At 66.7% G+C, this 15,477-nt stretch carries 14 protein-coding genes and 1 tRNA gene; 6 read left to right on the forward strand and 9 right to left on the reverse strand.

Annotated features, from left to right (window positions below):
- Nucleotides 1-15 precede the first annotated feature (15 nt).
- Together VXM69_RS18795 and VXM69_RS18800 are read left to right on the forward strand one after the other, a co-directional pair.
- Entirely contained in the window at nt 16-396 is a 381-nt protein-coding gene (locus tag VXM69_RS18795; protein WP_034190222.1) for a thioredoxin family protein, read from the forward strand.
- Between the two features lie 194 nt (nt 397-590).
- Nucleotides 591-3,215 carry a DNA topoisomerase III gene (locus VXM69_RS18800; protein WP_367190007.1) on the forward strand — a complete coding sequence of 875 codons (2,625 nt, stop codon included), beginning with the start codon at nt 591-593 and terminating at the stop codon, nt 3,213-3,215.
- Nucleotides 3,216-3,353: 138 nt separating this feature from the next.
- On the opposite strand, the gene VXM69_RS18805 is transcribed toward VXM69_RS18800, so the two are convergent.
- Nucleotides 3,354-4,403 carry a LysR family transcriptional regulator gene (locus VXM69_RS18805; RefSeq protein WP_034190220.1) on the reverse strand — a complete coding sequence of 350 codons (1,050 nt, stop codon included), beginning with the start codon at nt 4,401-4,403 and terminating at the stop codon, nt 3,354-3,356.
- Nucleotides 4,404-4,829: 426 nt separating this feature from the next.
- On the opposite strand from VXM69_RS18805, the gene VXM69_RS18810 reads away from it, so the two are divergent.
- On the forward strand, nt 4,830-5,843 hold the full coding sequence (locus tag VXM69_RS18810) for a D-2-hydroxyacid dehydrogenase family protein (RefSeq protein WP_034190219.1): 1,014 nt from the start codon (nt 4,830-4,832) through the stop codon (nt 5,841-5,843).
- Nucleotides 5,844-5,892: 49 nt separating this feature from the next.
- Here VXM69_RS18810 and VXM69_RS18815 read toward each other — a convergent pair whose 3' ends face one another.
- On the reverse strand, nt 5,893-6,759 hold the full coding sequence (locus VXM69_RS18815) for a patatin-like phospholipase family protein (RefSeq protein ID WP_034190218.1): 867 nt from the start codon (nt 6,757-6,759) through the stop codon (nt 5,893-5,895).
- A gap of 8 nt (nt 6,760-6,767) precedes the next feature.
- The gene (locus VXM69_RS18820) at nt 6,768-7,172 is read right to left on the reverse strand and encodes a PaaI family thioesterase (RefSeq protein WP_034201217.1); all 405 of its coding nucleotides are present in this window, start codon (nt 7,170-7,172) and stop codon (nt 6,768-6,770) included.
- A 190-nt stretch (nt 7,173-7,362) separates the two neighbouring features.
- Between VXM69_RS18820 and VXM69_RS18825 the strand changes: the two genes are divergently transcribed.
- Nucleotides 7,363-7,438, forward strand: a tRNA-Lys gene (locus tag VXM69_RS18825).
- Between the two features lie 182 nt (nt 7,439-7,620).
- Nucleotides 7,621-8,670, forward strand: coding sequence for a DUF3592 domain-containing protein (locus VXM69_RS18830; RefSeq protein WP_069706575.1), 1,050 nt, complete (start codon nt 7,621-7,623; stop codon nt 8,668-8,670).
- Nucleotides 8,671-8,706: 36 nt separating this feature from the next.
- Here VXM69_RS18830 and VXM69_RS18835 read toward each other — a convergent pair whose 3' ends face one another.
- On the reverse strand, nt 8,707-9,321 hold the full coding sequence (locus tag VXM69_RS18835) for a CGNR zinc finger domain-containing protein (RefSeq protein WP_069706576.1): 615 nt from the start codon (nt 9,319-9,321) through the stop codon (nt 8,707-8,709).
- 81 nt (nt 9,322-9,402) lie between these two features.
- Here VXM69_RS18835 and VXM69_RS18840 point away from each other — a divergent pair, with 81 nt between their 5' ends.
- Nucleotides 9,403-10,218: an alpha/beta fold hydrolase gene (locus tag VXM69_RS18840; protein ID WP_200089145.1), complete on the forward strand. Its 816-nt coding sequence runs from the start codon at nt 9,403-9,405 to the stop codon at nt 10,216-10,218.
- 24 nt (nt 10,219-10,242) lie between these two features.
- Here VXM69_RS18840 and VXM69_RS18845 read toward each other — a convergent pair whose 3' ends face one another.
- The 5 genes from VXM69_RS18845 to phnA form a co-directional block, all read right to left on the reverse strand.
- Nucleotides 10,243-11,001 (reverse strand): amino acid ABC transporter ATP-binding protein, encoded by a 759-nt coding sequence (locus VXM69_RS18845; protein ID WP_367190008.1) that lies wholly within the window; start codon nt 10,999-11,001, stop codon nt 10,243-10,245.
- On the reverse strand, nt 10,998-11,678 hold the full coding sequence (locus tag VXM69_RS18850) for an amino acid ABC transporter permease (RefSeq protein WP_034190212.1): 681 nt from the start codon (nt 11,676-11,678) through the stop codon (nt 10,998-11,000). The genes VXM69_RS18845 and VXM69_RS18850 overlap by 4 nt, the downstream gene beginning before the upstream one ends.
- A gap of 14 nt (nt 11,679-11,692) precedes the next feature.
- Nucleotides 11,693-12,475, reverse strand: a complete 783-nt coding sequence (locus tag VXM69_RS18855; RefSeq protein ID WP_049028912.1) for an amino acid ABC transporter substrate-binding protein — start codon at nt 12,473-12,475, stop codon at nt 11,693-11,695.
- 180 nt (nt 12,476-12,655) lie between these two features.
- Complete coding sequence (gene phnY / locus VXM69_RS18860; protein WP_034190339.1) at nt 12,656-14,110, reverse strand: phosphonoacetaldehyde dehydrogenase; 1,455 nt, start codon at nt 14,108-14,110, stop codon at nt 12,656-12,658.
- 29 nt (nt 14,111-14,139) lie between these two features.
- On the reverse strand, nt 14,140-15,378 hold the full coding sequence (phnA, locus tag VXM69_RS18865) for a phosphonoacetate hydrolase (protein ID WP_034190338.1): 1,239 nt from the start codon (nt 15,376-15,378) through the stop codon (nt 14,140-14,142).
- Between the last annotated feature and the right edge of the window lie 99 nt (nt 15,379-15,477).

A 15,477-nucleotide genomic window follows, 5' to 3' on the forward strand; every position in this document is an offset into this window, starting at 1 on the left:
TATCCAAGGAATTCCATGCCCGCGCTGAACCTCGACACCGATGCGGATCGGATCGCCGAGCGCCTCGCCGATCCCGGCACGTTGCTCGTCGCCTGCCTGTGCGCCGAGTGGTGCGGCACGTGCCGTGACTACCGGACGGCCTTCGACCAGCTCGCCGATGCGCATCCAAACGCCTGTTTCGCCTGGATCGACATCGAAACGCATGCCGACCGGCTCGACGATCTCGACGTCGAGAACTTCCCGACGATCCTGATCGAGGACGCCAACACCGCACGTTTCTTCGGCACGGTGCTGCCGCACGCGGCGATCGTCGAGCGGATGCTGTCCGACCTGAGCGCGGTACCCGGCGCGCCGCACGCACCGAAATTGCGCAACGTCCTGATCGTCGAAGCCTGAATTCGCCGGCCGGCGCAGCGGTTGGGCGCGTGTTTGCGCGCCTCGCCGCGGCGGGGCGCTTGCCGCCGTTGCAGCCCCCCTCTATGATGGGCCGCTTTTTACACGCCGAGCCGCCGTCGCTGCGGCGTGTGCTATAAAGCGGTCGTAAAAGCGACCCACAACCGGCGAACCCGGTCTACCAACACACACCTGTCATGTCCAAAGCACTGATCATTGCGGAAAAGCCTTCTGTCGCGAACGACATCGCACGCGCTTTGGGCGGCTTTACCAAGCATGACGAGTATTACGAGAGCGACGATTTCGTCCTTTCGTCCGCTGTCGGCCACCTGCTGGAAATCGCCGCCCCGGAAGAGTACGAGGTCAAGCGCGGGAAATGGAGCTTCGCGCATCTGCCCGTCATCCCCCCGCATTTCGACCTGAACCCGATCGCAAAAAGCGAGTCGCGCCTCAAGGTGCTCACGAAGCTGATGAAGCGCAAGGACGTCGACCGCCTGATCAACGCATGTGACGCGGGGCGCGAGGGCGAACTGATTTTCCGCCTGATCGCGCAGCACGCGAAGGCGAAGCAGCCGGTCCAGCGCCTGTGGCTGCAGTCGATGACGCCGCAGGCGATCCGCGACGGTTTCGCGAACCTGCGCAGCGACACCGACATGCAGCCGCTCGCCGACGCCGCGCGCTGCCGCTCGGAAGCCGACTGGCTCGTCGGGATCAACGGTACCCGCGCGATGACCGCATTCAACAGCAAGGGCGGCGGCTTCTTCCTGACCACCGTCGGCCGCGTTCAGACGCCAACGCTGTCGATCGTCGTCGAACGTGAAGAGAAAATCCGCCGCTTCATTCCGCGCGACTACTGGGAAGTGAAGGCCGAGTTTGCGTGCGCCGGCGGCTTCTACGAAGGCAAGTGGTTCGACCCGAAATTCAAGCGCGACGAATTCGATCCGGAGAAGCGCGACTCCCGCCTGTGGAGCCTGCCGGCCGCCGAAACGATCGTCGCCGCGTGCCGCGACCAGATCGGCACGGTCTCCGAGGAATCGAAGCCGTCAACGCAACTGTCGCCGCTGCTGTTCGACCTGACGAGCCTGCAGCGCGAGGCGAACAGCCGTTTCGGCTTCTCCGCGAAGAACACGCTCGGTCTCGCGCAGGCGCTGTATGAAAAGCACAAGGTGCTGACCTACCCGCGTACCGACGCGCGCGCGCTGCCGGAAGACTACCTGTCGACGGTCGAGTCCACGCTCGAGATGCTCAAGGAAAGCAACAACTACCTGCCGCACGCGAAGCAGGTGCTCGACAAGGGCTGGGTCAAGCCGAACAAGCGGATCTTCGACAACTCGAAGATCAGCGACCACTTTGCAATCATCCCGACGCTGCAGGCGCCGAAGTCGCTGTCCGAGCCGGAGCAGAAGCTGTACGACATGGTCGTGAAGCGCTTCCTCGCCGTGTTCTTCCCGGCGGCCGAATTCCGCGTCACGACGCGGATCACCGAAGTCGCCGGCCATCACTTCAAGACCGAAGGCAAGGTGCTCGTCGAGCCGGGCTGGCTGCAGGTGTACGGCCGCGACGCCGAAGGCGCGGACGCGAACCTCGTGCCGGTGCAGAAGGACGAGAAGGTGAAGACGGACGAAATCGCCGCCGTCGCGCTCGTGACGAAGCCGCCCGCACGCTATTCGGAAGCGACGCTGCTGTCGGCGATGGAAGGCGCGGGCAAGCTCGTCGAGGACGACGAGCTGCGCGAGGCGATGGCCGCGAAGGGTCTCGGCACGCCGGCAACGCGTGCGGCGATCATCGAAGGCCTGCTCGGCGAGAAATACCTGCTGCGCGAAGGCCGCGAGCTGATCCCGACCGCGAAGGCATTCCAGCTGATGACGCTGCTGCGCGGGCTCGGCGTGAAGGAACTGACCGCGCCCGAGCTGACCGGCGAATGGGAATACAAGCTGTCGCAGATGGAGCGCGGCAATCTCGGGCGGGACGCGTTCATGCAGGAAATCGCCCGCATGACGCAGCAGATCGTCAAGCGCGCGAAGGAATACGATTCCGACACGATCCCCGGCGATTACGCGACGCTCGAGACGCCATGCCCGAACTGCGGCGGCCAGGTGAAGGAAAACTACCGCCGCTTCGCGTGCACGAAGTGCGAGTTCTCGATCTCGAAGATCCCGGGCAGCCGGCAGTTCGAGATCCCGGAAGTCGAGGAATTGCTGCAGAAGAAGGAAATCGGGCCGCTGTCCGGCTTCCGCAGCAAGATGGGCCGCCCGTTCTCGGCGATCCTCAAGCTGTCCTTCGACGACGAGACGAAGAACTACAAGCTCGAGTTCGATTTCGGCCAGGACCAGGGCGGCGAGGAAGGCGAAGCGCCCGACTTCTCCGCGCAGGAACCGGTCGGCGCGTGCCCGAAGTGCAAGGGCCGCGTGTTCGAGCACGGGATGAGCTACGTGTGCGAGCACTCGGTGGCGAACCCGAAGACCTGCGACTTCCGCTCGGGCAAGGTGATCCTGCAACAGGAAATCACGCGCGAGCAGATGGGCAAGCTGCTGGCCGACGGCCGCACGGATCTGCTGCCGAACTTCAAGTCGTCGCGTACCGGCCGCAACTTCAAGGCGTTCCTCGTGAAGCAGCCGGACGGCAAGATCGGTTTCGAGTTCGAGAAGAAGGAACCGAAGGCCGCCGCCGCGAAGAAGACGGCAAAATCGGCGACGAAGGAGGCCGAAACCGTGACAGAAGGCGCCGAAGAGAAATCGGCACCGGCCCGCAAGACGGCCGCCAAGACCACGGCGACCAAGACCGCCGCCCGCAAGACGACGACGCGCAAGACGGGGTCGTAACGGCCCGGCCGCCGGGAGCCGGGAGCCTTCCCCGGCGTATCGGGCTGCGCCAGGCAGCCATGAAAAAAACGCGGATCGATCGCTCGATCCGCGTTTTTCTTTTGTGCCGGCGGCAACCGCCGCCCGGCCGTCGCGCCGTTACAGCGGCGACGGCGCCGCGACGCGCGTACGCGGCGAACGCGGCAGGCGCGGCGACAGGTTCGGGTCGGCCGCTTCCGGCTGCTCGGCACGCGTCTCGACGCCGATCGGCGCGAGCGCCGAACTCTGCGCGGCCCACTGTTCCCCCATCATCGCGTCGGTCGAGTGGCTGAAATGCTCGACGAGGTGGTCGATGAAGGTCCGAACCTTCGCAGGCAGATGGCGCCGGCTCGGGTACGCGATGTTGATCTCGACCTGCGGCAGCCGGAAATCCGGCAGCAGCCGCACCAGCGCGCCGCGCGCGATGTCGCTGCCGATCAGGTAGCTCGGCAGGATCGCGACGCCCATGCCGAGCAGCGCGAACTGGCGCAGCATCGCGGTGTTGTTCGCGACGATCACGTTGGTCGGGCGCACGCGCACTTCGCCGTCCGGCCCCGTGAACACGCGCTCGTCGCCCCAGTATTCGGTCGGCAGGCTCAGGCTCGGGTGCTCGGCGAGCTGCTCCGGATGCGTCGGCACACCGTGCTTCTCCAGGTAGCTCGGCGTCGCGCACACGGTCATGCAGCCGGTGGTCAGGCGCCGCGTGACGATGCTCGCGCTGCGCATCTGGCGCGTGACGACGATACCGACGTCGAAGCCTTCCTCGACGAGGTCGACCTGCCGGTCGACCAGCGTGAGATCCGGCACCACTTTCGGGAAATTCTCCGTGTACGACTGCAGCACGGGCGCGAGGTTGTGCAGGCCGAACACGACCGGCGCGACGATGCGCAGCGTGCCGACCGGCTCGTGATTGCGCGCGACGACCATCTGCTCGACGTCCTCGAGCTCATCGAGGATCTGGCGGGCACGCTCCAGATAGACCTGACCCGACTCCGTCAGGGAGAGGCTGCGCGTGGTGCGATTGAGCAAACGTGTGCCAAGCCGGCCTTCCAGGTCGGCGACATGGCGCGTCGCGACCGCGTTGGAGATATCCATTGCGCTCGCGGCCCGCGCGAAACTGCCGAGATCTGCAACCTTGACGAACACGCGCATCGACTGCAAATGATCCATAAACGACTCCTGCCGCTAGTACAACTTCAAAAAGATGAAGCAAATGCGTAATTCTCCTACGACAGCGGAAATGATGCAGAGTTGCTCAACAAGGCACCGGTTGACGATAAAAATAGTCAAAAATCCTCGCCTTACGCGGATGGATGATCCAATTATTCTGATTGGAGCAACAATTGGGTGAACCTCGTCGAGTAAGCAGCCGAATCAGGAAGGACGTGTCTGATGCGACACAACAGCGCACCCTTCCACACTGCGCGCGAGCGGCGCCGGGTCAGGCTCCCGCCAATTGCGGCGGAGCGTAACAACCTGTTAAAAAGACACCATGAAGGCGGCCGACGTAGCATCATGTCGGCCCCGGCCGGGCGGGACGGGCGCGCAACGTGCGCCGCCGCCACGGCCGCTTTCAACGCGCGACACCCGTTCACCATGAAAATTGCCATCCTCGACGACTACCAGGACGCCGTCCGCAAGCTGAACTGCTTCGAGATGCTCGCCGGCCACGACGTGAAGGTCTTCAACAATACGGTGCGCGGCCTGGGACAGCTCGCAAGCCGCCTGGCGGAAGTCGAGGCGCTCGTGCTGATTCGTGAACGGACCCCGATTACGTCGCAACTGCTCGCCAAGCTGCCGAACCTGCGCATGATCAGCCAGACCGGCCGCGTGTCGAGCCACATCGATCTGGAAGCCTGTACCGACCGCGGCATCGCGGTGCTCGAAGGCACCGGTTCGCCGATCGCGCCCGCCGAACTGACGTGGGCGCTCGTGATGGCCGCCCAGCGCCGCATTCCGCAATACGTCGCGAACCTGAAGCAGGGCGCCTGGCAGCAGTCGGGCCTGAAGACGTCGGCGCTGCCGCCGAACTTCGGCCTCGGCCAGGTGCTGCGCGGCCAGACGCTCGGGATCTGGGGCTACGGCAAGATCGGCCGGCTCGTCGCCGGCTACGGCAAGGCCTTCGGGATGAACGTGCTGATCTGGGGCCGCGAGCATTCGCTCGAGGCCGCGCGCGCCGACGGCTACACGGCGGCCGAGAGCCGCGAAGCGCTGTTCGAGCAGAGCGACGTGCTGTCGCTGCACCTGCGCCTGCACGACGACACGCGCGGGATCGTGAAGCAGGAAGACCTGATGCGAATGAAGCCGACGTCGCTGCTCGTCAACACGAGCCGCGCCGAGCTGCTGGAGGAAAACGCGCTCGTCAACGCGCTGTCGCACAACCGTCCGGGGATGGTCGCGATCGACGTGTTCGAGAGCGAGCCGATCCTGCAGGGCTACAGCCTGCTGCGGATGGAAAACGTGATCTGCACGCCGCACATCGGCTACGTCGAGCGCGAAAGCTACGAGCTTTACTTCAGCGCGGCGTTCCGCAACATCCTCGCGTTCGACGACGGCGACATGTCGAGCGTCGCCAACCCGGAAGCGCTGACGCCGATCCGCAAGCGCTGATCGCACGGGCTGCGCGCGCCGCGCGGCCCCGCTTCTCCCTTCCCGATCGTCAGGCGGCCGCGCGGCCGCCCGTCATCGCGCCGACGCGCGTGAGGAAATGCTCGCCGTCGCGCCGCCCGAGATCGTACGCATGCCGCATCTGCGACGGGCTCGTGTAATCCCAGCTCGAAATCGGTACCTTGCTCGACGGCTGCACGTACAGCCGCCGCTGATCGCCGTGCGCGACCGTGAACATCTGCGGACGCGGGTACAGCCGCGTGACGAGCACCAGCACGTCGCCGGGCGACGGGTCGAGCGCGTCGACGGGCACGTTGTCGACCATCCCGCCGTCGAGCACGGGCCGGCCGCCGCGGCGCAATACCGGCGTGAACGGCGGCGTGCAGGACGACTGCAGGATCAGGTCGGCGAGTTCGTCGACGCGCGTGCAGGCCTGCGCCCGCACGAATTCGGGCCGAAAGCCGAGCGTGCGCCCGAGCGTCGGGTGCAGCGTCTTGCGCACGTATTTCTCGATGTTGTACGCGACGAGCCCGGCGGCGACCGCGCTGCGCGCGCCGAGCCAGCGCGGCACGTGCGACACGCCGATGCGGATCTCCGGCGCGTCGGCCAGCTTCGCGAACGGCTCGCCGTAGATGTCGAGCAACGCCTGGCGATAGATGCGGTAATGCGGAAACACGGGCTCGCGCCCGAACAGGTTGCCCCAGTACGCGTTCTTCCGGTTGTCGCGCAGCGCCTCTTCGTAATAGCGCATCACCCATGCGGCGTCGCGTGTATACAGCATGCACGCGGTCGCGGCGCCGGCCGAGATGCCGGTGATCACGCGCGGGCGCAGGCCGAGCGCCGGCTGCGCGACGTCCCAGAAGCCGGCCTGCCACCAGCAGCGATTGCCGCCGCCCGCAAAAACGATCTGGTCGAACATCGCGCCGCTCAGCTGACGAGGGCGTAGGTCGACGTCGCATGGACGGCCATCTTGCCGTCCTCGTCGAACAGCTCGACTTCGCCGAACACGAGGTTGCGACCCATCCGCAGCACGCGCGCGGTGACAAGCACGTCGCCCTTGCGCACGGGACGCATGAAGTTGGTGTTCAGCGATACCGTCGTCATCGGCCGGAACTCGCCGAGCGCGGACGAGATCGCGACCACCATCGCGGTATCGGCGGCCGCCGTGAACACCTGGCCGCAGATGATGCCGCCCGAATGGCGGAATTCGCCGGAAAACGGCAGGCGCAGCGTGACGCTGTCGTCGCCGATCGACACGGGGACCAGACCCAGCGAGCGGACCCACGGGGCCAGCAGGCGATCCAGCAATTCGCGGACTGCGTTTTCGTCCATCTTCGACTGTCCAGAAAGCGTTGCGCGACCGCCGCGCAACACGTGTGGCGTCATCATACCGGGAGCGCGCAAACTGCGATCGCTCGTTACCGCGCCGCCGCCGGCCGCCGGCGTGACGAAATATTTTCAGGAAATTTGCACAAAGGGCTTGCCATACCCTGAAAACCCCGGCATAATCTTTCTTCTGTTGGGGGCGTTAGCTCAGTTGGTAGAGCAGCGGACTCTTAATCCGTAGGTCGAGTGTTCGAGTCACTCACGCCCCACCAGGAATTTCAAAGGCCGGTCAGCGCAAGCTGACCGGCCTTTTCCTTTTCCGCCACCGAATTTCACGGTTGTACACCTTTCTCGGCATGCAACCCGCGCGCCTCTCGTGCAACGTTTCCGCTAGAATCGTCCGACAAATATCACACGACCGGCCCAGGCGTTTGCCTGCCGGCACTGAGAGAACATGGGACGTCATACATGGAAGCATGTGAACGAGACGCGACCATTCAGAGGGCCTGGTTGCGCCGATATCGGCTTGTCCGTCGGGTCGAGCCGCGCACCCGAGCCCGTCCGAATCCGCCGCGCGACGCACGAACCGGATCGGACCATGCCGGGTAAGGACGCGCTCGTCGCGCTGGCACTCGGCGTCGCGCTGCTCGTGCTCGCAGGCGTGCTCGCCGTCACGGCCGGCCGCGCAACCGGCCACTTGATCCGCGCGCCGGGCACGGTCGTGCGCATCGTGCAGGACAGCGACGCGATGCGCGCGTACCGGCCGATCGTCGCGTACCTCGCGAACGACGGCCAGCGCCGCGAAATTGCCGGCAATACCGCCTCGACCGTCCCGGCGTACGACATCGGCGAGAACGTCGACGTGCTGCTCGACCCCGCCCACCCCGACCGCCCCGCCCTGATCGACGATTTCGCGCAACGCTGGTTTCCGGTGCTCGTGCCGGCGCTGCTCGCCGTCGCGTCGTTCGCGATCGGCGGCCTGCTGATTGCCGCCGAGCGGCGGCGCCGGCCGGCCGAGCCGCCGCCGACCCGCGCCGCGCTCAAACGGGCGCGGCGCCGCTGGGATGTCGCGATCGTGCTGATTCCGATCGCGATCGGCACGGGCTTTTTCGCCGGCGCCGGCGCGACCGCGCTGCATCAGTGGCAGATCGTGCACCACTACGCGCGCTCGACCGGCCACGTCGTCGAGATCGCGAAAAACGGACGGTCGTCGCGCTCGCGCACGTCGCTCTATTCGGCCATCGTCGCGTTCACGACCGACAGCGGGCGGCTGATCACGTTCGCGCAAGGCTCGGCGTCGTCGCATCCGGGCCTGCACGAGGGCGACACGGTCAACGTGCTGTACGACCCCGTCACCCCCGAACGCGCGATCGTCGACCGCTTCTGGGATCGCTGGGGCCTCACGGCCATCCTGTTCGCGATCGGTGCGCCGTTCCTCGCCGCCGGGCTGTTCATCGCCGCGACGCTGTGGCCCGAACACCGGCCGCGCGAAGCCGCCCAATGACGCACGCACGGCGCGCGCCCCGTCACGCCGTGCGCTTCATCGTTCCCTGAACGCCTCCACCTTCGCGCGGTTCCCGCACGTGCGCATGTCGCACCAGCGGCGCCCGACACCACGGCCGCGATCGACGAAGAACCACGTACACCGGCCGCACTGACGCACACGCGCGAAATCGTCGCTGCGCAGCAACTGCTCGAAGCCGAGCGCGGCCGCATCGATCCAGCGCGACGCGGCGCGCACGTCGGGCCGCCACGCGAAGCGGCCGTCGATCGCATCGAATGCGCTGCGCCCGATCGCTTCGCGGATCGCCACCGCGAGCCGGCCCGCCGCGCGCGCACCGGCGCTGCCGCCCCCATCCGCCGTCAGGTGCGCGATCGCGGCATACGCATCGTCACGAAAGCGGCGCAGCGCCGCGAGTTCGTCAGGCCCGTCCTGCCGCGGATGACGCAGCAGCCGCGCCAGATCGTCCGGCGCCAGCAATCCGGCCTGCTCCGCCCACGCGCGCACGGCCGGCCAGTCGACGAGCTTGTCCTCGTCGCGGGTCTTGCCCGTGTCGGCCACCGTATTGAGGAAATCGAGCGCCGGATGGCCGCCGACGAAATCCGCCGCGCGCCATTCATGCGCGTGTCGCGCCGGCTCGGTTCGAGTAACCATTTATTTTCACCTATCGGTTTCACATCCGGACGATCCGGCGTAACCTGTTAACAACCAAAACAGGTTATCACGGAGAAGCCGATGCTCGAACTCCCGAATCGCTTCAATGTCGACGGCCACCGGATTGCCTGGGGCGCGTTCGGCGAAGGGCCGCCGCTGGTGCTCGTGCACGGCACGCCGTTTTCATCGCAGGTGTGGCGCCGGATCGCGCCGTGGCTCGCGCGGCGTCATCGCGTGTATTGGTACGACCTGCTCGGCTACGGCCAGTCCGACATGCCGGACGCGGATGTGTCGCTCGGCCGCCAGAACGCGCTGTTCGGCGCGATGCTGAATGCGTGGGGCCTTTCGCGGCCGCGCGTCCTCGCGCACGACTACGGCGGCGCCACCGTGCTGCGCGCGCACTTTCTCGACGGCGTCGCGTACGCGGACCTCACCCTCGTGAATCCGGTCGCGATCGCGCCGCAAGGGTCGCCGTTCGTGCGGCACGTCGCGCAGCACGAAGCCGCGTTCACCGGCTTGCCCGCGTATGCCCATCACGCGCTCCTCACGGCCTATCTCGGCCATGCGGTGGCGCGGCCGCTGAGCGACGACGCGCTGTCGATCTACCGCGCGCCGTGGCTCACGCCGGCCGGCCAGGCCGCGTTCTATCGGCAGATCGCGCAGATGCGCCAGTGCTACATCGAGGAAGCCGAGGCGCGCTACGCGCCGCCGGATTTCCCGGTGCGCATCGTGTGGGGCGAGGACGACGCGTGGATTCCGCTCGAACAGGGGCAGGCGCTTGCCGATCGCATCGCGAACGGCAGGCTGATCAGGGTGCCGCGGGCCGGGCACCTGGTCCAGGAAGATGCGCCGGAGGCCATCGTCGCCGCGGTACTGGACGGGCACGTGACCGGCTGACCACCGCCGGCATCGCGCCGCGCGTCAGAACGCCGGCACGCCCTGCGCGAGCGTCGCGACGAACTTCGCGGTGCGCGGGTCGCGCGGCCGGCCGAACAGGTCGCGCGACGCACCGGCCTCGACGATGCGGCCGTCGGCGAGGAACACCGCGTCGTGTGCGATCGACGCGGCCAGGCGCAGGTCGTGCGTGGCCATCAGCATCGTCGTGCCTTCGCGTGCGAGCTGGCGCAGCACCTCGACCACTTCGACGGACAGCTCCGGATCGAGCGCCGACGTCGGCTCGTCGCACAACAATACCTGCGGAGACGGTGCGAGCGCACGTGCGATCGCGACGCGCTGCTGCTGCCCGCCCGACAACGTGGCCGGCCATGCGTCGGCCTTGTCCGCGATGCCGACCTTGTCGAGCAACGCGAGTGCCCGCTGGCGCGCCCGCTCGCGCGGCCAGCGCTGCACGGTGACGAGCCCCTCCATCACGTTCTGCACGACGCTCAGGTGCGGAAACAGCTGGAAGTTCTGGAACACCATGCCGGTCTGCCGGCGCACCGCGAACACCGCGTCGCGCGACGGTCGCCGCCCCGGTGCGAACGCGATGCGCGCGTCGCCGACCGCGAGCGTGCCCGCTTCCGGCACTTCGAGCAGGTTCACGCAGCGCAGCAGCGTGCTCTTGCCGCTGCCGGACGGCCCGATCAGCGCAGTCACGCTGCCCGGCTGCAATGCCAGGTCGATTCCGCTCAGCACGCGCTGCGCGCCGAACGACTTGTCGATGCGTTCGAGACGGATCATCGCAACTCCGCCTGGAACAGCGCGTGGCGGCCGAAGCGGGCTTCGAGGCGACGTTGCAGCGTGGACAGCACCGAGCTGAACAGCAGGTAGATCAGCGCGGCTTCGGTATAGAGAATCAGCGGCTCGTAGGTCACGGCCGCGATCCGCTGCGCAGCCTGGAAAATCTCGGGCACGGTCAGCACGGCCGCGAGCGACGTGTCCTTCACGAGCGAGATGAACGAGTTCGACAGCGCGGGCAGCGCCACGCGCGCGGCCTGAGGCAGGATCGCGCGGCGCAACGCCTGCGCGCGCGTCATCGCCATCGAGTAGGCGGCTTCCCACTGCCCCTTCGGCATCGATTCGATCACGCCGCGGATCACCTCGGCGTTATACGCGCCGACGTTCAGCGAGAAACCGATCACGGCCGCCGTCAACGGATCGAGCACGATGCCGACGTTCGGCAATCCGTAGAAGATCACGAACAGCTGCACGAGCAACGGCGAACCGCGGAACAGCCAGATATAGAAACGCACGACGGCCTGCGCCCAGCGCGGCCCGAACAGCCGCGCGAGCGCCGCGCCGAACGCGAGCAGTAGTCCGATCGCGAACGACGCGAGCGTGAGCGGAACCGTGAACACGAGCCCCGCGTATAGCAGGGGCCGCAGCGATTCCGCCATCAGGTGCAGCCAGGCCGGCATCGTTCAGCCTCGCGTCACGGCTGCGACACGTCGCGGCCGAAGTACTTCTGCGAGATCTTCGCGTAGGTGCCGTCCGCCTTGATGTCGGCCAGTGCCTTGTCGATCGCGGCCACCAGCGCGGGGCTGCCCTTGCGCAGCAGCACGCCGGATGCGTCGCCGGCGCCGGTCTTGTCGGTCGCCGCGATCTTCAGTTTCGCGTCGGGCTTGTGCTTGCGGAAATCGAGGTACGACAGCGAATCGTTGATCGTCGCATCGACGCGCCCCGACGTCAGCAGATCGATCGATTCGTTGAAGCCCTGTACCGGCACCACGTCGGCGCCATGGGCGGCCGCGAGCTTGCCGAAATTGCTCGTCAGCGTGTTCGCGGACTTCTTGCCCTTCAGGTCGTCGAACGAGCGGATCGTCGTGTTGTCCGAGCGCACGATCAGCACCGCGTGCGACGTGATGTACGGGGTCGAGAAATCGTATTTCGCCTTGCGCGCGTCGGTGATCGACACTTCATTGACGACCGCATCGTAGCGGTTCACGTCGAGGCCCGCGATCAGGCCGTCCCACTTGCCTTCGACGAACTGCGGCTTCACGCCGAGGCGCTGCGCGATCGCCGTTGCGATGTCGACGTCGAAACCGGTCAGCTTGCCAGTTTCGTCGTGGTACGTGAACGGCGCATAGGTGCCTTCGGTGCCGACCCGGAACACGCCGGACGACTTGATCTGCGACAGGTCGTCGGCGGCCAGCGCGCTGGTGGCCGCGGTGGCCTGCAGCAGCGCGACGATCAGGATGGAGCGGAGGAATTTCATGGTGCGGACCCCGAATGATTAGAGGAAATCATCCCGCCGGCACGCATGCGCCGTTCGAGAGGTCCGCGAATTCTACCGATGCGCCGGAGCGCGACAAACACGCAAATCCGCTAACGATATGAGCCGATCGAATAACGCCCGCACCGGCCGCGCAACCGGCGCGGGCGCCTTACACGCCGCTTACCACGGCAGCGAATAGGTCTTCGTGTTCGTGAAGCTCTTCATCGCTTCCTGCACGCCTTCCTTGTATCCGAGCCCGGAATCCTTCACGCCGCCGAACGGCGTCAGTTCGAGCCGGTAACCCGGCACTTCGCGCACGTTCACGCTGCCGACTTCCAGCTCGGTGATGAAGCGCGTGATGTGGTCGAAGCGGTTCGTGCACACCGACGACGACAGCGCATAGTCGGTGCTGTTCGACATCCGGATCGCGTCGTCGATGTCGCGAAAGCGCAGGATCGGCGACACCGGGCCGAACGTCTCGTACTTCACGATCGGCATGTCGGGCGTCACGCGGTCGATCACCGTCGGCGAATACAGCGCGCCGTCGCGCACGTTGCCGACCAGCAGCCGCGCCCCGCGCGCGATCGCGTCGTTCACCTGCTGCTCGCAGAACTTCGCGGCCGCCTCGTCGATCACGGTGCCCATGTCCACCGCCGGATCGGACGGATTGCCGTACGACCAGGCCCGCGTCTTCTCGACGACGAGTTCGGTGAAGCGATCGGCCACCGATTCGTGCACCAGCATCCGCTTGATCGCCGTGCAGCGCTGCCCCGAGTTCTTGTACGAGCCCGACACCGCGAGCGTGCTCGCTTCGTCGAGATCGGCGTCTTCCATCACGATGATCGGATCGTTGCCGCCGAGTTCGAGCACGGCGCGCCGGTAGCCCATCCGCGCCGCGATCGACTTGCCGATCGACACGCCGCCCGTGAACGTGATGAGGTCGATCGCCGGGTTCGTGATCAGCTCGTCGGCGATCTCCTTCGGGTCGCCGGTGATCACCTGCAGCATCTGCGGCGGCAAGCCGGCTTCGTACAGGATGTCCGCAAAGAGATAACACGACAGCGGCACCTTTTCCGACGGCTTCACGACGATCCGGTTGTTGGTCGCGATCGACGGTACGATCTTGTGCGCGACCTGGTTCATCGGATGGTTGAACGGCGTGATCGCGGAGATCACGCCGAGCAGCGGGTCGCGCTGCGTGTACACGCGGCGTTTCTTGCCGTGCGGCGTCAGATCGCACGAGAAGATCTGCCCGTCATCCTTCAGCACTTCGCCCGCGCCGAACGTCAGCACGTCGGCCACGCGGCCCGCCTCGTACGTCGAATCCTTGAGGCACAACCCGGCCTCGGCCGTGATCAGCGCCGCGATCTCCGCCGTGCGCGCACGCACGATGTCGGCCGCGCGGCGCAGGATCGCCGCGCGATCGTGGCGCGTGAGCGCCGGCCGGTATGCACGCGCGACCGCGAACGCGCGGCGCACGTCGTCCAGCGTCGCCTTCGGCACGGTGCCGACCAGCGAGCCGTCGTACGGGTTGCGCACGTCGATCACCGCGTCCCGATGAATCCGCTCGCCGTCGATTCGCAGTGCTTCGCGACGAATCCCGCGGACGGCCGTCGATGCTGCAATGGCGTTCATGAGTATGTCCCCTTGCGGATGCAGGTGCATCACTGCAGATGGTTGAGCGCGATGTCGATGATGTCGAAGTTGCGCAGCCGCGCGCGCGCCGTGACGTCGGTCGCGACCGGCTTGCTGAAGATCAGCGGCACGATCTGCTCGGAGATGCCGCCGTGCGAGCGCAGCGGCACGTCGAGGCCCGACAGGTCGTGCTTGATGCGACGCGTGCCGAGCACGACGTCCTGCTTCGAGATCACGATCAGGTCGCCCATGCGCGCGGGCGGCAGCTCGAAGCGCGCGCAGCCTTCGGCGCCCGTCAGCACGACCTCGATGCCGTCGACCGCGGCGAGCCGCGCGCGCAGCGCGTCGGCATCGGCCGTCGCCGGCACGTAGACGGTCGCGAACGAGCCGAGCGCGCCGTGATGAACGACGTACGGATCGGTGATCGGCAGGATCACGCGCGCCGCGTCGTGGCCAAGCCACTCGTCGAACAGTTCCTGCAGGTAGATCACGTTCGGCTCGCCGGTCTCGTCGTCGTGCTTCGCGTTCATCCCGTGGTCGGCCGTGATCGCGACGATCGCACCGAGCGCGTCGAGACGCTGCAGGTACTGGTCCATCATCTCGTAGAACGCGTTCGCGCCGGGCGTGCCGGGCGCGCACTTGTGCTGCACGTAGTCGGTGGTCGACAGGTACATCAGGTCGATCGGGCGCGTCTCGAGCAGGCGCACGCCGGCCGCGAACACGAATTCCGACAGCGCCGCGCTGTACACGCTCGGCACCGGCTTGCCGACCAGCTCGAGCACGTTGTCGATGCCGTTTTCCTCGAGGCTCGCCTCGTCGGCCTTTTCCGACGAGAAGCAGATGCCTTTCAGCCCCTTGCCGAGCAGGCGGCGCAGCTTGTCCTTCGCGGTGACGACCGCGACGCGCGCGCCCTGTTCGGCGAAGGTCGCGAGCACGGTGGGCGCGACCAGGTACTTCGGATCGTTCATCAGCACCTCGGCGCCGGTGTCGCGATCGTAGAAGTAGTTGCCGCTGATCCCGTGAATCGCCGGCGGCACGCCGGTCACGATCGACAGGTTGTTCGGGTTCGTGAAGCTCGGCACCACGCATTCGCCCTTGAGCGCCGTGCCCGGCTTCAGCAGCGTGCGCAGGAACGGCGCGACACCGGCCTCGGCGGCTTCCTCCAGATATTCGTATGCGCAGCCATCGACGCAGACCACCACCACGGGCCGGCTCATCCAGTTGTAGCGGCGGCCGTTCACTTCCACGGATACAGGCGTTTCACTCATGACGTTCATTCCTTTCGGTTCGAAGGGGTTGAGCCGTCGGCGCCCGCGCCGCGCCGAAGGGAGGTGTTTTCCATGCTTGACATTAAAATGGATGATTTG

Source organism: Burkholderia sp. Ed8 (assembly GCF_040761425.1).
Classification (GTDB): domain Bacteria; phylum Pseudomonadota; class Gammaproteobacteria; order Burkholderiales; family Burkholderiaceae; genus Burkholderia; species Burkholderia seminalis.